Below are 19,307 nucleotides of genomic sequence, written 5' to 3'. Positions count from 1 at the left end.
GATCCCCCATAGCCCAGGGGCCAAAATCGGTAAGCCGACCAGCCAGAATACCCAACGGTAATTGGGTTTCATCCAGGCCGTAAGTTGATTTTGATTGAGTTCAAAACGGTGAAGAGGCATGGACGCGCAAGGAAAAAGGGTGAGGGAGCGCCTGGGGCTGAGCCTGGGACTGAGCACAAACATCCCCGACCGCAGATGCTCTGGACCTCCAATCCTAACTCAAGCTGATCACAACACGGGATCGCGAAACTCTAGGCCATAATATGATCGGCTCATCATCCTGACATAGGATAGATGGACAATTTTGTTGTTGAGCTTACAGACACCTTTGACTATGACGTCAGCGCCGAGCGCCAGTATGGAAACGGTGAAGCATGGCCTACCGGTCACCATCATTACGGGCTTTTTAGGAAGTGGAAAGACAACGCTCTTGAACCACATTCTCACCAACCAGGAGGGGCTGAAAACAGCCGTTCTAGTGAATGAATTCGGGGAGATTGGCATTGACAATGACCTGTTGATCACCACCGAGGACGACAACATGGTGGAGCTGAGCAATGGCTGCATCTGCTGCACGATCAATAACGATCTGGTGGAGGCGGTGTATAAGGTTTTAGAGCGGGCCGAAAAAATTGACTATCTCGTGGTGGAAACCACAGGACTTGCTGACCCGCTGCCGGTGGCTTTGACCTTCTTGGGAACGGATTTGCGGGATGTGACTCGCTTGGATTCCATCATTACTATGGTCGATGCCGAAAACTTCAGCCTGGATTTATTTAATTCCGAAGCGGCCCAGAGTCAAATTGCCTACGGCGACATTATTCTGCTCAACAAAGCTGATCTGGTCGATACAGCGGATCTGGATTTACTGGAAGTGCGCCTGCGCGAGATGCGCGAGGGGGCCAGAATCATGCGCACGGTGAAGGGGCAGGTTCCGTTGCCCCTGCTGCTCAGTGTGGGGCTGTTTGAGTCGGATCGCTATTTTGCCTCTGCATCGGAGGGCGATCGCCAGGATCACAGCGATTGCGATCATGACCACGGGCACTGCCTGCACGATCACGGTGCAGAGGAGGGCGAGCATCATGATCATGGGCCCGATCATGGGCACAAGCATGAGCATAGCCATGGCCACGGGCACAAGCATGAACAGGTCCATTCCGATCACCTCGCCATTGATGGGTTTACTTCCCTTTCTTTTCAGAGCGATCGCCCCTTTTCCGTGCGCAAATTTCAGCATTTCCTCGATAATCAACTTCCCATTAATGTCTTTCGGGCTAAGGGAATTCTCTGGTTCGATGAAAGTCCGAAGCGCCATGTGTTCCACCTGAGCGGCAAGCGTTTTTCCTTGGAGGACGAGGCCTGGAAGGGAGATCCTAAGAATCAGCTGGTGCTGATCGGCCAAAACCTAGACCATGACAAACTCCGGGCCCAGCTCGATAGCTGCCTGACCCTGCCTAGCAGCAGTCGTGGCCAGGGGTTTGGCGCCTAGCTTGGGCCCCTAGATCTAACCCCTAGCCTGGCCCAAGCTTATGGTTGGGCTCTTTCTCCCGTCTGGCTGCGATGGAACCAAAGGGTAATGCCATCGGCTAGGGCCTTTCCTAGCTGGGTTTGGGCCTTGGAATCGCTAATCCATTCAAACTCCTCGGGATTAATCATGAAGCCCAGCTCCAGCAAAACCGAGGGGGACACCGTCGGGCGCGTCAGGGCTAAATTGTTCCAAAAGACACCGTAGGACTTGCGCCCTAGGCGGTTCACCAGATAGTCATGGATAAACACAGAAAAGTCGTAGGCCTGGGGATGATACCAAAAGGCCCCAATGCCTTGGGTCTTCAGGGCATCTCCATTGTCGGGCAAGGCATTAAAGTGCAGGCTCACCGCTAGATGCGGCTCTCTCTGCTCAATCACGGCCACGCGATCCTGGGGATATAGATCTTCCTCTGCTAGTCGCGTCATGATCACCTCTGCCCCCCGATTTTCTAGCTCCCGCTGCAGCACCTGGGTGACAAAGAGATTTGCGTCTTTTTCTGGGTAGCCGTTGGGACCTCTCGCCCCAAGATCGTTCTCGCTGCCGTGGCCAGCATCTAGCAAAATTTTTGCGCCTTGCAACGATCTGCGATCGCGGCTTAGTTGCGGAGGGTGGCGCAGAGAGAGAATTAAGCTTGTGCCTTCGTAACGAAGCTTATAGCCCCACGCCTGTTCAGCCTTAAGCTGGAAACGATAGGTGGCTTGTTGAGGACTGGGCTGCGACCAGTCTAGACGCTCTATGACCGCATCCGGGGGGACAAAAATGGTATCGGTTTGTGCGGTGGTATTGTGTAGCGTCAGCCTTAGGAATCGATCGCCCTGCTCCACTGAGATGGGAACCGGCGTTTGCAGCGGAAAAACCACCTCGGTCCAGTCTCCTGCGGAGCGAGACTTCAGACTGCGAATGATTGATTGGGTCGGCCCTTGACGGGGAATGGTTTGGGTTTCCGCCTTCTTAATCCAGGCTCCATAGTCCAAACGCCACCAATCTCCTTCTGCCCCTGTGATTCTGGCCTGGGTTCCCTGGGGCAGGGGGGTAAGGCGCGAGTGGTTCGTACTCGGTCCAGTGCGAGCAACGCCCTGGCTTGCCGTGACCTCAACCATCTCGATATTGGCGGGATCAAGAATGGTGATAGATCCATCGCTGACCTGGGCAACCCGATCACCCGTTGCACGGGTCACTTGGAATTGGGGGCTTCCCAGGAATCCTGGATCAGCAAACCCTGTACAGTTTTGGTAAACTCCATTAGCCCTCTGGGGCTGGGGCTGATTGTTGAGGGTCAATACGGCTGAGTTGGGGGGCAACTCCACCGATTCTCCCACCGGCAATAGCTTGATCTGCTGGGATCCAACGGTGACCAGCACCTGGGAGTTGGGCGTAGCGATCGCGCGAAAACAGATGGGTTCATGGGGCATGCGCGCTAGATCCACCGCTGGCTGTAGCGAGTTGTCTAAAAATCCAAACTGTGAGGGAAGCGGGGGGTCGCTGGGCGATCGCGTAATCCGAAGGGTGAGTTGTTGCCCCTGGGCGTCCAGGGTGACGACATTTTCCCCCACCGCCAGAGGAATGCTGGGGGCGAAATGCCCTGAAACACTTCGGTCTTGAATCACGGTCCCGTTCAGCCGCACTGGGCTATCCGGTGGGGCCGTTCCAATGATAAAAATCCGATCGGCGGCCGTTTGATGGTCAGCAGGAGGGTAGACCACCTGCAGCGCATCGTTGGCGTAGGCGGGTAAGCTGGTTAAGGCTGTCAGGGTGAACAGGGCACTGGGGACAACTTTTTTCATGGGCAGACCGAAAACTGAACCTGAAGGGGGGCAAAAGCTAGGATGATTCTAGAAGAATCTGCAGTGGTTTGATCTAGCATCCTTGCGCAAAGACCTCAACCGACCCTAGGGCGATTTCATTCCCCAGGCACCTCCCAGAGAGGCTTTTGATGTCAATGTTTTTGATGTTTCCTGGTTTTGATGTTTCCTGGTTTTGATGTCCACTGTCAGCTCTGGTACCCATCCCCGGTGCCCATGTTGCTTGCAGGACTGGCGATTGCCGCGCAGGAGGTGAATGTCCAGGGAGATCGATCCGCGGTCAACCTGGTGCTTGAGCCCCATCCCCACACCTGGGGGATTTATCGAACTCCCCTTGCTCTTCAGCTTCCTCAGGTTGACCCTGCTGTCCTTTTGGTCGCCTTTCAGTCCTGGATCCAGGCACAGATTCCTGACCAGGCTGCGCAAATCCAGAGTCGAGTAGACAGGGCCAGCGGCTGGATTGACATTCGCGTGGCCGATGTTCTGCAGGAATTTTGCCTGAATCAAGCCCTGCAGCATCCACCTCGTTTGCAGCACTTGACCCTAGCCAGTACTCTCCCCGCCGGGAGGAGCCTCAAGGCAGACCCTTTTTGGGGATTTGAATGGGCCTACGCCCATGCTCGCTGCTGCTCACTCCTGCGCTTGGCTCAGGATCATGAACTGTTCCATCGATGGAGTCGATCGGTTTGCTTCCCCCCGGCGATGAGGGCGCAACCGGACTGCGCAGAGGGACAGATCCTGCGATCGCTGTGCTCCTTCCCCTTACAGTTCCAGCGAACCTACTGTGCCAGCCAGCTGCGGCTTGTTCCCTCCACTGCCTTTTGGCAGCAGCCCCTCGTATTGCCTTGGCCCATTTCGCGCGCCCGTGCCCTAAGCCAAACCTGGCTCAGACTCTTCCAGCAGTTCTATGGCCAATGCCGTCTGTTTGGTCTGTCTGAGCGCGAAACCGAAGATTGGCTCGATTGCCGTATCACCCTGCTTCATCTGCTCCAGCAGGTGCTGAGAGTGATCTTGGTCGATCTACAGCAGCAGCAGGCTCCCGAAATTTTGTAACTGAACCGTTACGATTCATAAATGTTTAGGTCTGAAGCAAGGGCCGGGTTTCGGAATCGTAGTAGTGTGTAGCTATTATGCGTTCGTTCAAAAATTCAGCGATTTAGATCTATGGTTCAACGCGGTTCTAAGGTACGGATCCTTCGTCCGGAGTCCTACTGGTATAACGAAATTGGCACCGTTGCCTCTGTGGATAAAAGCGGGATTAAATATCCAGTGATTGTTCGTTTTGACAAGGTGAACTACAACGGCTACAGCGGGAATGCCGGTGGCGTTAGCACGAACAACTTTGGCTTACATGAGTTGGTCGAAGTTGAAGCGCCGCCAGCGAAAAAATCCTAGCCTCTAGACGGGTTTGCCGATCCGCTTCTGCGGTGCATTTTTACTGTGCAATTGAAAGGTCCCTGCGCTATTAAACGAGCTTTATTGGGGGTTGGCTACGGATAAAAATGATTCGCAGCTTCTAACGTTACTCATTGATTTTAAATTTAGCGTCAATTGCTCTTTGCTCACCCTTGTAAAGAGCAATTGATGTTTTTTATGGACGTTTTTTATGATTGAGGGCCATATCCCCAGGACTCTAACCTTTCATGCCTGAGTTGCCGGAGGTGGAAACGGTTCGCCGTGGCTTGGAAACCGTGACTTTACACCACCCTATTCTTGAAGTGGTTGTTCTTTATCCCCGTTCGATTGGACATCCCACGCCTCAACAGTTTGTTCAGGCGCTCCCCCAAGCTCAAATTCAGCACTGGGATCGCCGGGGAAAGTATCTGCTAGCCCACCTGATTGGGCCAGAGCAAACGCCCCTCGGAGTTCTGGGTGCTCATCTGCGGATGAGTGGGCAGCTGCTTTGGCTGGCTCAAGATGAGCCGCTGCATAAGCACACCCGGGTTCGCTTTCTGATGACTCAGGGACAAGAGCTGAGGTTTGTGGACCAGCGCACCTTTGGTCAACTGTGGTGGGTTCCAAGCCCTTGCCCTCCGGAGTCAATTATCACCGGACTCCAGGGACTCGGACCCGAGCCGTTTTCCGCAGACTTTTCCCTGGATTATCTGTGCCAAGCTCTGTGCGATCGCAGCCGACCCATTAAAACGGCTCTGCTGGATCAAAGGCTAGTGGCTGGGGTTGGTAATATCTATGCTGATGAAGCCTTATTCCACAGCGGAATTCACCCGGCGACCCGCTGTGCTCACCTCCAAAAACAGCAAATCCGGCAACTCTGGAAATCAGTCCGCCATGTTCTTCAGGCTGGGATTAAGGCGGGCGGAACCAGCTTTAGTACCTTTACGGGTGTGACAGGGATCAACGGTAACTATGGCGGAGAAGCCTGGGTGTATGGGCGTAAGGCCCACCCCTGTAAAGTCTGTCACACCCCCATAGAGCAGATTAAGCTGGCGGGGCGCTCGGCTCACTTTTGCCCCACCTGTCAGCGGCAACAGGACCCTTGAAACCTTGCATCTCCAGAGCGGGGGGATCCTTCGGGACAGCTGGGGAGCAAGTGTTCATAAATCTAGTGTTCATAAATCTTAAGTGTATTGACTTGCTGCCCCAACATTGACCACAAGCTGGGACCTTTGCGGAAAAGGGGAAGTTTACGGCCTCGTCATCCTGGGCCAGGTGTCCTAGGATCGGCGGCGGCCATCGCAGGACCCTTGATTTTTAGGGCATCCTGTCCCTGATCCGGCAGACTAACCCTGGAGTATGACTATACTAATGAGGGTGAAAACTAAAGGGGGTGGAAGCACTGCTTTGGTGAAACCAGCCCCCGTTAACCCAATTTGACTACAGAATGACCTCAACCTACGCTCCCGCCCATCAAGATGCCTTAGTGAGTGGCTTTCATGCGCTCTCTGACCCGATTCGTATGCAGATCTTGGAGCATCTGCGACATCAGGAGTTTTGTGTGGGAGAGCTTTGTGAAGAGCTGAACGTGACTCAGTCCAAGCTATCGTTCCACCTGAAGGTTCTCAAGGATGCCGACTTAGTCTATACCCGCCACGAAGGTCGTTGGATTTACTACAGTTTAAATCTGGCACAACTCATCCATCTGGAAGAATATATCGCAGATTTCCGCCGCCATGCCCAAATTTTCCCTCCGCCAAACTCTGAACATTCTGCCTAGGGATGGGGTTTCGGGCCTTCGTGATCCTGAAAATACTGAACTAACGCCTGGGTGAGGCTATCAAGGGTATATTCTTTGGGCTCAACATCGACCCGGCCCAGAAGATCTCGGCAAGTTTTAGAGGTCTGAGGACCGATGGAGGCAATACAGGTGGACTTAAGCCAATCCTGGGCCGACTGATTCCAAACCTGATGGGTCAGGGAATTGAGAAGCTGAACGGTGTGCCGAACCGTTTTGGAGCTGGCAAAGGTGATGGCATCCAAGGGGGTGGTTTGAAGCGAGTCAACCACCGTTGGCGGAATGTGCGTGGGGCATTGTGACTGGTAAGCGGCCACCTCCGTCACCTGGGCACCTTGTGCCTGAAGGGACTGTACCAAAAGATCGCGGCCGCCACTTTCCACCCTGGGGAGCAAAATAGAGTATGCCGAGAGATCTGGTCCGCCTGGAAAATTTGCCGCTAGATCATCTGCAATGAAATTCGGAGGAATGTAGTCTGGGCGAATTCCAAACTGTGTCAGTTGATCGGCTGTTTTGCGTCCCACGACCGCCACTTTCACCTGACCCAAGGCGCGGCTATCGAGCTGCCAATGGGAAAGGCGATGGAAGAAAAACTGCACCGCGTTTGCCGAGGTCAAGATCAGCCAGTGGTAGGTGGCGAGGGCCTCAATGGCCTGATCGAGATCCTCCCAACGAGTGGGAGCCACAATTTCCAGGGCTGGCATTTCGGTGACCTGGGCACCGAGGTTTGTAAGCTGATCTCGAAAGGAACTTGATTGGCCCGCCGCGCGGGTTACCAGGATGTGTCGCCCACGCAGGATCTGGCTGCGCGGGGATGCATCTAAGCAATTGGAAAGCCTTAGCTGCCTGCGCTTTTCTACCACCTTCCCCACCACAATAACGGCGGGGGCAAGGGGGTCTGCGGGAGGAGTGAGGGTGTCCAGGGTTCCGATCCAGCATTCTTGGTGGGGCCAGCTACACCCGCGTATAACTGCCACAGGGGTCTGGGGCGACTTGCCGGCGTTGAGCAATGCCGTGCGCAGGTCTGGCAAGGTTCGCATTCCCATGAGAATAATCTGGGTATCGCTGGCGGCGATCGCCTGCCAGTTCAGTGTAGCTGGGGCGTGGCCGCTCACCAGGGTCACCACCTGACTGGTGTCTGGATCCGTTACCGGAATACCGGCCAATAGGGGAGCCGCCAGCACCGAAGAAATACCAGGCCATACGTAGACAGGGCAGTTTACTGCGTTCAGGGCCTCCACCTCAGTGGCCGTGCGGCCAAAGACAAAGGGATCGCCACTCTTCAGCCGAACCACCCGTTTTCCCTGTTGCGCAATCTCCACCAGCAGACGATTAATGTCAGCCTGTTTCCAGCTAGGCTGTCCTCCCCGTTTCCCCACCCGATGCCGTTGACAATTTTCCTTGGTGAACGTTAATAAAAACGGGTCAACCAGGGCATCATAAATGAGAACTTCAGCCTGCGCGAGAAGTTCTTGACCAACAAGGGTGAGTAATCCTGGGTCTCCAGGGCCAGCCCCCAGAATGTCAACCCTACCGTGAACCTGAGACATAAAACCTGAAACATGGTGTTTGGTGGACATCAGTCAGAGAATAACGCGATTGTGCTCACGCTCAAACGGCTTGTGCATCATCACTCTCGTCGTTTCCCAGAATTAAGGCTATTTTAGTAATTGAAGTCGAGGTGGATAAAAATGCAAGTAAACGTGCGGAAATTGGGTGTGGGGCTACTCCTGGGATTTCTGTCTTTGAGTTTAGGCAGTTGTGAGCTGATCAGTCGGGATAAAGAGTCGGGGGCAACCCCCACCTCCTCCACAATTCCACAGGGGGAAATCCCCGCCGCTGAGGTTACCCAATCTCCCCAGCCCTCCGCGAAAACCACGGCCTTGATTGCTGCCAGTCCCCTGACTCGTCCCACTGACCCCGATGCTCGCGTCAAGGTCATCCAAAAAGGGCGCAGTAACCCCTTTGCCCAGTTGCGGCCTCCGGCCTCGCCCCAGACAGCTCTGGGGGGACGGTCATCCACGTCATTTTCTCAAAACGCCCAGCCGAACGATTCTAACGCGGGTCGCACTGTCAAAGCCCCCACTGGGGGATCAACTTCTAATCAACGCTCCAGGGTGACGTCCCTGCCCAGTCTCTCCGCTCCATCAACCTCTGGAGACAAAAGCACCCTGGTCAAGCTGCCCGATCAGGTCACCCTGCCGCCTCTACCGGAGCCCACTTTGGCCAAGCAAGTTCAGGTCAAAGGGATCATGATGCTGAGTGGACAGCCTAGGGTTATCTTGAAAGCACCCGATGAAAACGTGGTGAGAACGGTGCAAGTGGGCGATCGGCTCTCGAATGGGCAAATTCTGATTACCCATATCGACATGAGCAACCCCCAAGATCCCACCGTGATTTTGCGGGAAGCGGGCCGCACGGTAACCGTTGGGGTTGGAAAAGATCCGGTGGTTCTGGCCTCTGCCCTTGGCTTTTAGCCCGTTCCCCTTGCGAGATTGGTCAGCAGCCTCCATAATCACATCTATCGTGATTGGTGAGATAGGTGCGGCCGTTGGACGCGAGATTTAAAAAAGCGGAAAAACTCAAAAATCTGGGGTTTATTAGTTATTGGCGGGATGGTTTGAGTCGTAGGACTCCGCTACACTTCTTAAGTCTGTTTTGCATTTTTTTGCTTCTGGCGGTTGGTTGTGGTCGGCCCTCTGGTCCAGCTAGTTCTCCCAGCCCCTCCGTCCTGGCCCCAGAGCAGTTGGTCATTGGCATTAACACCTCACGGATTCGAACCCTGGATCCTGCCGATGCCTATGAAATCGTCTCTGGCAATTTACTGTATAACCTGGGCGATCGCCTCTATACCTATGAGCCGGAATCAGGGGAACTTGTGCCGCAATTAGCCAGTGCCCTGCCGACCATTAGTGAGGATGGCTTGATCTATACCATCCCCTTGCGTCAAGGGGTCAAGTTTCACGATGGAGAGCCCTTCAATGCTGAGGCCATGGCGTTTTCCCTCAATCGTTTCATCCAAAACACCGGTAAGCCTTCATTTTTGCTCAGCGATATCATCTTTCAAGATGAGGCAACCCAGGAGTATGGGATTCGAGCAACTGGAGATTATGAGCTAACCCTGGAGCTAAAGCAGCCCTTTGCCGCCTTTACAGATCTGCTGGCTTTTTCGGGGTTGGTGGCAGTTTCTCCCAAGGCCTATCAAGAGGCGGTGGGGGCCAATGAATTTCTGCCCACGGAATTTGTCGGCACGGGTCCTTACCAGCTGGATAGTTTTGGCAACGATCTGATCCGACTGAAGGTCTTCCCTGACTACTGGGGGGAGGCACCCAAGAATCAGGGCATTAACGTTAAACTCTACTCCAGCAGTGCAAATTTGTTTAATGCCTTTCGCACCGGATCGGTGGACATGACCTACCAGTCCCTGGAGCCAGTGCAGATTGAGGCATTAATTAATCAAGCGGAGGCGGGGGATTGGCAAGTGACTGAGGGGCCTGGCAATGTCATTACCTATTTGACCCTCAACCTTCGCGATGAGGATCTCAAGAAAGTGGAGGTTCGCCAAGCCCTTGCGGCCATGATTGATCGCCCGCTGTTAGAAGAGCGAGTGTTTAGAAAGCAGTCGGCTCCTTTGTTTTCTCTCATTCCCACGATTTTTGACGTCAGCGAACCGGTGTTTGAGAAGACCCAAAAGAGCGTGGCAGAGGTGAAGGACTTGCTCAAGCAGGTTGGCTACGACGAGCAAAATCCGCTGACTCTGGATTTCTGGTTCCGCTCCAATGTGAGCAGTAACGGGGCCGCAGCCTCCACCATTAAGGCGGTCATTGACCGAGACTATGCGCCGGTGGTTCAGGTCAATCTCAAAAGTATTGAATCGGCAACCGCCTATGAAAACCTGGATAAGGGAACCTATCCCATCTTTATGCTGGATTGGTACGGAGACTTTTACGACCCCGATAACTATGTGCAGCCGTTTATGGACTGCGAGCAGGGAAACCCTGAACAGGGTTGTGAACAGGGAGCGAGCCAGACCCAGGGATCATTTTTCTTTAATGATCGCGTCAATGAGCTGATTGATCAACAGCGCCAAACCATTGATCCACAGAAGCGTAAAGCAATTTTTAAAGAGCTTCAGGAAATCTTAGTGCAGGAAGTCCCGTTTATTCCCCTCTGGCAAAATAAAGACTATGTCTTTGCTCAAACCAATGTTCAAGGGATTCAGTTGCAACCGACGCAGCAATTCTCCTTTGCTCCTCTAAAGAAATCTTGAGATGTCTCGGCTAAAATCTCTGCAATATTATGTGGTGCTGCGGCTGTTGCTGGCGCCCCTTCAGGTGTTTACCATTGCCACCATTGTGTTTCTTCTGTTGCGAGCCACGCCAGGAGATCCCATTACGGCACTGTTGGGTCCCCGGGTGCCAGAATCAGTGCGAAACCAGCTCAAGGATCAGCTAGGCTTAAACAAGCCGCTGCTGCAACAGTATTTCGACTACATCGGCGATCTGCTCCAGCTGAATTTAGGATCATCCCTGACTAGTCAAGGGACCTCGGTTTGGGAAATTATTCAGTCTTTCTTTCCCGCTACGGCGGAGCTGGCAATATTTAGCATGATTTTCGCCTTGGTGATAGGCGTTTTGGCGGGTATGCTGTCGTCAGCGCGTCCAGGCAGCGGCTTGGATGTGGGGGGGCGACTGTTTGGCATTATTACCTATGCCATACCGCTCTTTTGGTTGGGAATGCTGCTCCAGTTGCTATTCCATGTTCAGCTCGGCTGGTTTCCGGTGGGGAGTCGTTTCCCGGCCACCGCCCTTCCTCCCGACGGGCCGACGGGACTTTACACCTTAGATAGCCTCCTAGCTGGGGACTGGAGTTCTTTTTGGATTTCAGTCCATCACTTGGTCTTGCCCTGCGTTTCGTTGGGGATTGTCCTCAGTGGCATTTTTGAACGTATTGTGCGGGTCAATCTTCGCCAAACCCTTCAGTCTGATTATGTGGAGGCAGCTCGTGCTCGTGGTATTCCAGAGCGGCGGGTGCTGGTGGTCCATGCCTTTAGAAATGCCCTGATTCCAGTGGTCACGGTGTTTGGACTCACCTTTGCTGCCATGCTGGGTGGGGCTGTGCTGACGGAGGTCACCTTTTCCTGGGAGGGATTGGGAGGAGAGCTGTTCAAGGCCATTAAAGGTCGAGATTATCCTACGGTGCAGGGCATTATTGTCTTTTTCTCGATCATTATTGTGATGGCCAGCATCGCCATTGATCTGGTGAATGCCTACATTGATCCCCGTATTCGCTACTAAGGCTCAGAAGTGATAAGGCTCAGAATGATGGGAAGACATTTCGCGGCAAGATAGTCAGCCGGAGAGTTATTCCGTCCAAATCTCCGATGCTAGCGAGGCGATCGCTATGCTACTGATCTTTTAGAAGGGGGGCAGCTTCAGACGAGTAAAGGCTTTTGTGCTCACTGGATCAGCTTCTGGAGAACGGTGTGCGGTGATTTTGGCAATACTGCCGGCTGGGTTCATGCAGACCGAAATTCCGGTGGGAGTGGTGGGAAGCACGGTTCCGGTGGGGCACTCAGCGGGAACAGCGGCCTCGGCAATTTGATCGGCAATGAGCTGGATTGACCAGTGGCTGGGAGGAGCAGATTGGTACTGTCCCGCTTCATCCCAGGCGGGGCCCCAGCGATAGATGGCCTTGGGGCCCTTCCAGGGGGTTGAGGCCGGAGCGACAAAATACACCACGCGCTCATCGCGGGGAAGCTGGGGCATTTTGAGAATCAAGAGGGGGTCGGCGGCGTTTTCAACGTGATGATGGTATTGACTGGCGGCAGGGGGAACAGATTCGAGGGCTTGGGCTTGGTGAATTTCTGCTGACAGGAAGTCTAGGGCCCGCGTCAATTCTTGCTGGGGGTGAAGATGGGTCCTCTCGTGCTGATTGATCTGAGAAACGGTAGACAGCCCCAGACCGCAGAGGATCAAAATGATACTACTGCCGCCCAGGGATAGGAGGACCTCGGGTAGGCTAAACCCCTGGAGATGGGCCAAATGCCGATGAGTCATGATGCTGTGATCAAGTTTGCAGTGGAGAGGCTGAGTCTGCCCCTTATCATAGGCAGGCTGGCGATGGTCGGGTCCCCCCCCTTGGGGCCGCATTCAGAAATGGGCACGGTTTAGTTTGTGCTCTTGCTGAGTGGCTGCGATCCTAGCGTACCCATCTTCTCTAGCGATCGCTCCAGGCATGTGGTAGAACTATCACCGTGCATTTCACTCTTGCCCCATCGCCCTATGGTCCAGTTCCATATCCAGCCGGATAGCGAGATTCCAGCTTCTACCCAGCTGTTCAGTCAAATTTGCTTTGCGATCGCCTCGCGGCAGTTTCCGCCTGGATTTCGTCTGCCCAGTACGCGCCAGCTGGCGATGCAGACAGGTCTCCATCGCAACACTATCAGTAAGGTGTATGAGCGGCTGGAGGAATCTGGGTTTGTCCAGGCCCAGGTAGGATCTGGCATTTACGTGCGCGCCCTTGGGCAGGAACCGGCTCATCCGGAGGCGGGCACCCATCACCTGACGCCCCATGAGCTGATTGAGCAAATGATTGATGGCTTCTTACAGCGCAATTTTAGTTTGCTCGATGTCAAAGAACTCTTTTTAAAGATCCTCGATGAACGGTTCCAGGCCAGTGCGGAAGTTCTGGTCACGGTTCCGAAGCGAGATTGGGGCGCCGGTGAGATTATTGTCCAAGAGCTGCAGCAGGCATTAGGTATCCCCCTGCGGCTGGCGCTGCTGGAAGATTTGCCCCAAATTCTGTCGGATCTCAAAGCTGCTACTCTGGTGACCGTCCGCTATTTTGCTAAGGAAACCGATGCAGCCATTCAGTCCATGGACGCCCAGCGGCCCACCAAGCCAACCTTTCGCATTATTCCCATCGATATTTACAACTACAGCCAGGAACTGAGCTTGATTAAGCAGCTTGATTCTGGAGCCAGACTTGGCCTGGTGAGTTTGAGTTCCGGCACCCTTGGGATTGCTGAGGTGATGATTAGCAGCCTGCGGGGGGATGAAATTTTTGTGATGAGTGCCCCCTGCCACGATCAGCAAAAGCTCAAGGCGGTCATTCGTCAATCCCAGTTAATTATTTCCGATCAGGCCAGTTGTAAAACCCTTCGTCAGACCATTGCGGCCCTTTCTGCGGATCTGATTCGGATCCCCAAGGTTATTTGCTGCGAGAACTACATCGATCCCGACTCCATTCGCCTTCTGCGGTTGGAGTTGGGACTGGAAACGGGGGAGGACACCTCCCCAGACTCGCCAGAACCCTCAACCCTGCAGTCCTAGCGCTGTAATCTTAGCGCCGAAGTTTAACTGTTGAGGAAGGAAGGAGTGTGGGGAACTATCAGTGCCGTGCTGTATTGGCCGCGTCAGTGTCGGGAGAATGTTCCTTGCTTTTCGATGCCTGAATGGGCCGGTGCGCCAGTAGCAACTCCATGGCCTCTAAAAATCCCGCGAGCTCTGCTTTTTCGGTCATCCAGGTGGGCGGGGCGGGGAGATCCAGAAGATAAGGCTTAAGATTAGCGACGCCAACGCTGTGGGGGAAAACCGCTGGATTGAGCAGATCTGCATCATTGAGGCTATCGCCCAGGGTCAAGATTTTTGCAGGGGTAACCGGGGGACTGAAGGCGTGGGCGGTCATCCAAAGCACCCCTCGCTGCTTGGAGGTGGTGGCAGGTTTGATATGGCCTTGAATGCTGCTGTAGGTAAAATCCCATCCCTGAGATCGGCAGCGCTGGGCAATGTGCGCCAGTTGGGCGGAAGACAGCTCCTGAATTTCAAAGGTCCAGTCCGTGATGCGAAAGGCATTGTCAGCGGAGGGCGTTAGCTGGGGAAACTCGCGCTGGATCTGGACAAACAGCTGGGCTAACTCCTGACGATTGCAGGGGGGACAAAGGACGGTTCCCTCCCGATTGCGATCGCAGTAGAGAACGCCACCATTTTCAGCGATCGCCCCGGTGAGGGGAAGATATTCAAACAGCCCTTGCACCCAACCGGCTGATCGCCCCGTGACCACTACAACGGATATCTGAGCTCTGTGAAGCCGCCACAGCATTGCTAGCAGATCCGGATGGAAAAGCCCCTGCTTGGTTAGGGTTCCATCCATGTCCGTGGCGACCAGATCGATAGATTCCAGCCAATCCGCCGCCGCCTGATGCAATTGTTTCATGGGATCGGCGCCGCCGCATCAAGGTATTTAGGCATCGTAGCAGAGAATACAAAATTTTAAGATTCTTTTCCCTAGATTACGAATGATTTGCCCTTAGTCTCGTGATCCATCCCTGGTTTTCCCAGGGAACCTTGGATGTAAGGCATTCCAACCCCAAGCTTTTATGTTTTCATCGCTCTATTTTTCTGTCAGCCTATCGTGAAGATTATTGGACTTACTGCGGTCAAAAATTGGCTCACGGCTTTCGAGGTGAAACAGCCCCAGATTGCCCACCTGATTTGTAGCGTCATTCCGCCGCACTGTCCCTTTGAGCGGACCATTCGCTGCTTCCACTGGACGGTGCGCATTCCCCCCTTGTGTCACCTGAATCCTGTTTATGAAGAGCTGATGGTACTTCGCTTTCGCGCCCTGGAGTACCTTGTGGAGGTTTGTGGAGAGGACATTACTAAATACTGTCATTGAAGACTCTCCCTGCCCCCAATCCCATCCTTGGCCTAAGGACTTTCTCTACCCCTGTGATTCTGAACCTGACCCGAAAATCTCCGGTAGCCTCGCCAAGAAGATCCCCAACCCTGGTATGTTAGGTGGGGAGCTTCAGAACGCATCAACAAACGCATCAACATGGGTCAATCTTATCAGCGTGTTTTGCTGAAATTAAGTGGCGAGGCGCTTATGGGCGACCTCCCCTACGGTATTGATCCCACCATTGTGCAGTCCATTGCCCAGGAGATTGCCGAGGTGCGATCCCAGGGGATGGAGATTGCCATTGTTGTGGGTGGCGGAAATATTTTTCGAGGCGTGAAGGGTGCGGCCGCTGGCATGGATCGTGCCACTGCTGACTACATTGGCATGATCGCCACCGTTATGAATGCCATGACTTTGCAAGATGCCCTAGAGCAGGTTGAGGTTCCCACGCGGGTGCAATCGGCCATTGAAATGAAAGAGCTTGCAGAGCCTTACATCCGCCGCCGCGCAATTCGTCATCTAGAAAAAGGGCGCGTGGTCGTGTTTGGTGCAGGGTCTGGCAACCCCTTTTTTACCACTGATACCACCGCGGCCCTGCGGGCCGCTGAAATTGACGCCGAACTGATTATGAAAGCCACCAAGGTTGATGGTATCTATGACAGCGATCCCAAAATTAATCCCAATGCCAGGCGGTTTCAGTCCTTGACCTATAATCACGTTCTTACCCAAGATCTAAAGGTTATGGACAGTACCGCGATCGCGCTATGTAAGGATAACGATATTCCAATCCTCGTTTTTAACCTCTCGGTGCCTGGCAATATCCGTCGTGCCTTGATGGGCGAATCTATTGGAACATTAGTCGGAGGTTCTTGTGAAGTTTGCTGAGACAGAAGATCACATGCAGAAAGCCGTTGAGGCCACTCAACGCTCCTTTAATACAATTCGGACGGGGCGGGCCAATGCCTCCTTACTCGATCGAATTATGGTGGACTACTACGGAGCACCAACCCCGCTGCGGTCTCTGGCCAACATCGGCACCCCCGATGCCAGTACCTTAAGCATTCAGCCCTTTGATAAGACCTCCCTGTCCGACATTGAGCGAGCCATTTCGATGTCCGATGTGGGGCTGGTTCCCAACAACGATGGCAATATTATTCGACTGAATATTCCTCCCCTGACGGAGGAGCGGCGGAAGGAATTTGTCAAAATGGCCGCGAAACTGGCCGAGGAGGGCAAAGTTTCCATTCGCAACATTCGCCGCGATGCCATCGACACGATTCGGAAAGAGCAAAAGGCCAGCGAAATTTCAGAGGACGAGTCCAAGAATATGCAGGACGAAGTGCAAAAGTTGACCGATAAATACACTGCCAAAATTGACGAGGCCTTGGCTGAAAAGACCGACGAAATTACTAAGGTTTGAAGGACTAACATTTGCGGGAAGGTTTCCGGGGACTTCTGGTGCAGATATGAGGGGGCTGCTGCCATCGCACCGGGGTGATCGGGACTCCTTTCTCCAGTTTGTTGAAGCGGTGATGGCAGCATTTTTGCTAGGGACTCCAATCTATGTACGACTGCATTATTGTGGGGGCTGGTCCGGCGGGCGGGTCAGCCGCCTATCATCTAGCCAAGGGCGGTCATTCCGTCCTGGTCTTAGAAAAGGAATCGCTACCGCGCTATAAACCCTGTGGAGGGGGCGTTTCCCCCATTGTGGGCCAGTGGTTTGATTTTGACTTCTCCCCAGCCATTTCCGTGCGTGCGACTACGATCCGCTACACCTGGCAGATGGAGGACCCCGTTGAGGTGGACTTAAACACGGCTGAACCTATCTGGATGGTGCGGCGAGATATCTTTGATCACTATCTGATTCAGCAAGCTCAGCGTCAGGGAGCTGAACTGCGCGATGCTCAGGAAGTGACGGGGTTGCAGTTTGAGCAGGATCACTGGCAGGTGAAGACCGCCGCCGGTACCTATGGGGCTCGGTTCTTGATTGCTGCCGATGGTGCCAAAGGTCCCCTGGCAAAATGGCTGGGGTTCAAAGCGCGCAAGCGCTGCATTGGCGGCGCTTTAGAGGGGGAAGCCCTGACGCCCGTAACCCAGGAGCACATTGCCCATTTTGAATTTGGCATGGTCCCGAATGGCTATCTATGGAACTTTCCCAAGGCCGATGGGTATTCGATTGGAATTGGGACATTTCAGGGGGGCAGAGCCAATGCGAAGCCGCCGAATCTCCGGGAGATTGTGGCTCGCTACTCCCAGCTGTTTAACGTGGATTTCACCACGATTCATCAGCAGGGGCATCCCCTCTGCCTCTGGAATGGTGACCAGGTTCTGCACACCCAGCAGGCTCTCTTGGCGGGGGAAGCAGCCTGTGTGGTTGATCCCTTCACCGCCGAGGGCATTAGACCCTCTATCTTTTCTGGTATCCGCGCGGCTGAAGCCATCCACGCTGCCCTGGGGGGTGATCTTGAGGCCCTGGATCGCTACAGCCAGGTGATGGCGGAAGAGTGGGGTCGAGATATGCAGTGGGCGCAGCGTCTAGCCGGTGTATTCTATCGTCTGCCGAAGGTGGCCTACGGTATGGGGATTAAGCGACCGTCCGCCACTCGCCGCATCGGTCAGGTGCTGTGCGGCGAACTACGCTATGGGGACGTGGCTGAAAACGCCATTCGCCGACTCACGGGAGGGCTGCTCTCAGGAGTCGGGTAGGCTGTAACCGGATCAGGGCACGGGCTGCTCCAAGATCAGGGCTAAATATCTCCGGGCTAAATATCGAGGCGTTTGAACACCGTTTCTAGATTCTTCAGGTGGTGCTGCGGATCAAAGCAAGTCTCTAGGTCTGCATTACTGAGGATGCCTTGCACCCGCTCATCGGCCTCTAGGAACGCCCGAAAGTTGCCGCCATCCTTGTTCCAGGCTTGGTGGGCGTTTTCTTGGACCACTGCGTAGGCCTCTTCCCGACTCATGCCCTTATCCACCAGCGTCAGCAAGACCCGCTGACTGAAAATAACCCCTCCATAGACATTCATATTTCTCAGCATGTTTTGCGGATAGACCGACAGCTTTTCCACTAGATCGGTCATTTCAACCAGCATGAAATGCAGCAAAATCGTAGCATCGGGAAGAATGACCCGCTCTGCCGAGCTGTGGGAAATATCGCGCTCATGCCAAAGGGCGACATTTTCCAGGGCGGTCATGGCATAGCCTCGGATTAGGCGGGCCAGCCCCGTTAGCCGCTCTGAGCGAATCGGATTCCGCTTGTGGGGCATGGCGGAAGACCCTTTCTGACCCTTAGAGAAAAATTCTTCCACTTCCAGGACGTCGGTGCGCTGCAGGTTGCGAATTTCAACCGCAAAGCGTTCGATGGAGGCTGCAATGACCGCTAGCACCTCTAGGTAATAGGCATGGCGATCGCGCGAGACCACCTGGGTTGAAGCCGTATCCGGCATCAGGGCTAGCTTTTCACAGGCTAGCTCCTCAATGGCCGGGTCAATATTGGCATAGGTGCCCACGGCCCCGGAAATTTGGCCTACGGCAATGTCCTGTTTGGCGTCAGTCAGGCGATCGCGGTTGCGCAGCATTTCCGCCAGCCAGCCAGCCAGCTTAAATCCCCAGGTGATGGGTTCGGCGTGAATCCCGTGGCTGCGGCCCACCATCACCGTAAATTTGTGCTTACGGGCCTGGGTGCGCAGGGCCTCAATGAGTCGGTCAAGGTGCTTGAGCAGAATGTCGGTCGCGGCCACTAGCTGCACCGCCAAAGCGGTATCCAGCATGTCGGAGCTGGTCATGCCCAGGTGAATGTAGCGCCCGGCATCGCCGACATACTCATTAACATTGGTGAGAAAGGCAATGACGTCATGCTTCACTTCAGCTTCAATTTCCAGGACCCGCTGAACGTCAAACTGAGCTTTTTCCTTAATGGTTGCCACCGCCTCGGCTGGGATCTTTCCCAGTTCTGCCTGAGCTTCGCAGACGGCAACCTCAACCTCTAGCCAAGTTTGCAGCTTAAATTCATCCGTCCAGAGATTGCCCATCTCGGGCAGCGTATAACGTTCTATCAATTGACTGCGTCACGTACAACCTTTTATCTTACACTGCTCTAATC

At 54.1% G+C, this 19,307-nt stretch carries 18 protein-coding genes; 13 read left to right on the top strand and 5 right to left on the bottom strand.

What is annotated here, in order from left to right:
- Window positions 1-334 precede the first annotated feature (334 nt).
- On the top strand, window positions 335-1,489 hold the full coding sequence (locus tag QQ91_RS01515) for a CobW family GTP-binding protein (protein ID WP_166279099.1): 1,155 nt from the start codon (window positions 335-337) through the stop codon (window positions 1,487-1,489).
- Window positions 1,490-1,527: 38 nt separating this feature from the next.
- On the opposite strand, the gene QQ91_RS01510 is transcribed toward QQ91_RS01515, so the two are convergent.
- A complete protein-coding gene (locus tag QQ91_RS01510) occupies window positions 1,528-3,312 on the bottom strand; it encodes an N-acetylmuramoyl-L-alanine amidase (RefSeq protein ID WP_166279096.1) in 1,785 nt (594 codons plus the stop codon).
- 180 nt (window positions 3,313-3,492) lie between these two features.
- Here QQ91_RS01510 and QQ91_RS01505 point away from each other — a divergent pair, with 180 nt between their 5' ends.
- From QQ91_RS01505 to QQ91_RS01490, 4 genes are all read left to right on the top strand, one after another.
- Window positions 3,493-4,383, top strand: a complete 891-nt coding sequence (locus QQ91_RS01505; protein WP_166279093.1) for a hypothetical protein — start codon at window positions 3,493-3,495, stop codon at window positions 4,381-4,383.
- Between the two features lie 111 nt (window positions 4,384-4,494).
- The gene (locus tag QQ91_RS01500) at window positions 4,495-4,725 is read left to right on the top strand and encodes a photosystem I reaction center subunit IV (RefSeq protein ID WP_166279090.1); all 231 of its coding nucleotides are present in this window, start codon (window positions 4,495-4,497) and stop codon (window positions 4,723-4,725) included.
- 248 nt (window positions 4,726-4,973) lie between these two features.
- The gene (locus QQ91_RS01495; protein ID WP_166279087.1) at window positions 4,974-5,831 is read left to right on the top strand and encodes a DNA-formamidopyrimidine glycosylase; all 858 of its coding nucleotides are present in this window, start codon (window positions 4,974-4,976) and stop codon (window positions 5,829-5,831) included.
- Between the two features lie 341 nt (window positions 5,832-6,172).
- On the top strand, window positions 6,173-6,505 hold the full coding sequence (locus QQ91_RS01490) for an ArsR/SmtB family transcription factor (protein ID WP_166279084.1): 333 nt from the start codon (window positions 6,173-6,175) through the stop codon (window positions 6,503-6,505).
- Here the strand turns inward: QQ91_RS01490 and cobA are convergent.
- Complete coding sequence (cobA, locus tag QQ91_RS01485) at window positions 6,502-8,073, bottom strand: uroporphyrinogen-III C-methyltransferase (RefSeq protein WP_166279081.1); 1,572 nt, start codon at window positions 8,071-8,073, stop codon at window positions 6,502-6,504. The genes QQ91_RS01490 and cobA overlap by 4 nt on opposite strands.
- 141 nt (window positions 8,074-8,214) lie before the next feature.
- Between cobA and QQ91_RS01480 the strand changes: the two genes are divergently transcribed.
- The 3 genes from QQ91_RS01480 (at window position 8,215) to QQ91_RS01470 (ending at window position 11,820) form a co-directional block, all read left to right on the top strand.
- A complete protein-coding gene (locus QQ91_RS01480; protein ID WP_166279078.1) occupies window positions 8,215-9,000 on the top strand; it encodes a hypothetical protein in 786 nt (261 codons plus the stop codon).
- Between the two features lie 143 nt (window positions 9,001-9,143).
- Complete coding sequence (locus QQ91_RS01475) at window positions 9,144-10,793, top strand: ABC transporter substrate-binding protein (RefSeq protein WP_201277267.1); 1,650 nt, start codon at window positions 9,144-9,146, stop codon at window positions 10,791-10,793.
- Between the two features lies 1 nt (window position 10,794).
- Window positions 10,795-11,820: an ABC transporter permease gene (locus QQ91_RS01470; RefSeq protein ID WP_166279075.1), complete on the top strand. Its 1,026-nt coding sequence runs from the start codon at window positions 10,795-10,797 to the stop codon at window positions 11,818-11,820.
- Window positions 11,821-11,940: 120 nt separating this feature from the next.
- Here the strand turns inward: QQ91_RS01470 and QQ91_RS01465 are convergent, their stop codons facing one another.
- A complete protein-coding gene (locus QQ91_RS01465) occupies window positions 11,941-12,582 on the bottom strand; it encodes a PulJ/GspJ family protein (RefSeq protein WP_166279072.1) in 642 nt (213 codons plus the stop codon).
- Window positions 12,583-12,792: 210 nt separating this feature from the next.
- Here QQ91_RS01465 and QQ91_RS01460 point away from each other — a divergent pair, with 210 nt between their 5' ends.
- Window positions 12,793-13,857: a GntR family transcriptional regulator gene (locus QQ91_RS01460; protein ID WP_349306848.1), complete on the top strand. Its 1,065-nt coding sequence runs from the start codon at window positions 12,793-12,795 to the stop codon at window positions 13,855-13,857.
- Between the two features lie 58 nt (window positions 13,858-13,915).
- Here QQ91_RS01460 and QQ91_RS01455 read toward each other — a convergent pair whose 3' ends face one another.
- Window positions 13,916-14,740: an HAD family hydrolase gene (locus tag QQ91_RS01455; protein ID WP_166279069.1), complete on the bottom strand. Its 825-nt coding sequence runs from the start codon at window positions 14,738-14,740 to the stop codon at window positions 13,916-13,918.
- 198 nt (window positions 14,741-14,938) lie between these two features.
- Between QQ91_RS01455 and QQ91_RS01450 the strand changes: the two genes are divergently transcribed.
- The 4 genes from QQ91_RS01450 to QQ91_RS01435 all read left to right on the top strand — a co-directional run bounded on the left by QQ91_RS01450 (window position 14,939) and on the right by QQ91_RS01435 (window position 17,911).
- Entirely contained in the window at window positions 14,939-15,202 is a 264-nt protein-coding gene (locus QQ91_RS01450; RefSeq protein WP_250833225.1) for a Mo-dependent nitrogenase C-terminal domain-containing protein, read from the top strand.
- 159 nt (window positions 15,203-15,361) lie between these two features.
- Window positions 15,362-16,090: a UMP kinase gene (gene pyrH / locus QQ91_RS01445; protein ID WP_166279066.1), complete on the top strand. Its 729-nt coding sequence runs from the start codon at window positions 15,362-15,364 to the stop codon at window positions 16,088-16,090.
- Window positions 16,077-16,625, top strand: coding sequence for a ribosome recycling factor (gene frr, locus QQ91_RS01440; RefSeq protein WP_166279063.1), 549 nt, complete (start codon window positions 16,077-16,079; stop codon window positions 16,623-16,625). Before pyrH ends, frr begins: the two co-directional genes overlap by 14 nt.
- Window positions 16,626-16,768: 143 nt before the next feature.
- Window positions 16,769-17,911 carry a geranylgeranyl reductase family protein gene (locus QQ91_RS01435; protein WP_166279060.1) on the top strand — a complete coding sequence of 381 codons (1,143 nt, stop codon included), beginning with the start codon at window positions 16,769-16,771 and terminating at the stop codon, window positions 17,909-17,911.
- 56 nt (window positions 17,912-17,967) lie between these two features.
- Here the strand turns inward: QQ91_RS01435 and purB are convergent, their stop codons facing one another.
- Complete coding sequence (gene purB, locus QQ91_RS01430) at window positions 17,968-19,263, bottom strand: adenylosuccinate lyase (protein WP_166279057.1); 1,296 nt, start codon at window positions 19,261-19,263, stop codon at window positions 17,968-17,970.
- Window positions 19,264-19,307 lie beyond the last annotated feature (44 nt).

This window comes from Lyngbya confervoides BDU141951 (assembly GCF_000817775.3).
GTDB classification, from domain to species: Bacteria; Cyanobacteriota; Cyanobacteriia; order Thermosynechococcales; family Thermosynechococcaceae; genus Lyngbya; species Lyngbya confervoides.
This window is presented reverse-complemented; position numbering and strand designations above follow the sequence as displayed.

Coding starts and splice junctions, on each gene's coding strand:
- QQ91_RS01515 (WP_166279099.1), top strand. CDS start 335: ATGACGTCAGCGCCGAGCGCCAGTATGGAAACGGTGAAGCATGGCCTA.
- QQ91_RS01510 (WP_166279096.1), bottom strand. CDS start 3,312: ATGAAAAAAGTTGTCCCCAGTGCCCTGTTCACCCTGACAGCCTTAACC.
- QQ91_RS01505 (WP_166279093.1), top strand. CDS start 3,493: ATGTTTCCTGGTTTTGATGTCCACTGTCAGCTCTGGTACCCATCCCCG.
- QQ91_RS01500 (WP_166279090.1), top strand. CDS start 4,495: ATGGTTCAACGCGGTTCTAAGGTACGGATCCTTCGTCCGGAGTCCTAC.
- QQ91_RS01495 (WP_166279087.1), top strand. CDS start 4,974: ATGCCTGAGTTGCCGGAGGTGGAAACGGTTCGCCGTGGCTTGGAAACC.
- QQ91_RS01490 (WP_166279084.1), top strand. CDS start 6,173: ATGACCTCAACCTACGCTCCCGCCCATCAAGATGCCTTAGTGAGTGGC.
- cobA (WP_166279081.1), bottom strand. CDS start 8,073: ATGTCTCAGGTTCACGGTAGGGTTGACATTCTGGGGGCTGGCCCTGGA.
- QQ91_RS01480 (WP_166279078.1), top strand. CDS start 8,215: ATGCAAGTAAACGTGCGGAAATTGGGTGTGGGGCTACTCCTGGGATTT.
- QQ91_RS01470 (WP_166279075.1), top strand. CDS start 10,795: ATGTCTCGGCTAAAATCTCTGCAATATTATGTGGTGCTGCGGCTGTTG.
- QQ91_RS01465 (WP_166279072.1), bottom strand. CDS start 12,582: ATGACTCATCGGCATTTGGCCCATCTCCAGGGGTTTAGCCTACCCGAG.
- QQ91_RS01455 (WP_166279069.1), bottom strand. CDS start 14,740: ATGAAACAATTGCATCAGGCGGCGGCGGATTGGCTGGAATCTATCGAT.
- pyrH (WP_166279066.1), top strand. CDS start 15,362: ATGGGTCAATCTTATCAGCGTGTTTTGCTGAAATTAAGTGGCGAGGCG.
- QQ91_RS01435 (WP_166279060.1), top strand. CDS start 16,769: ATGTACGACTGCATTATTGTGGGGGCTGGTCCGGCGGGCGGGTCAGCC.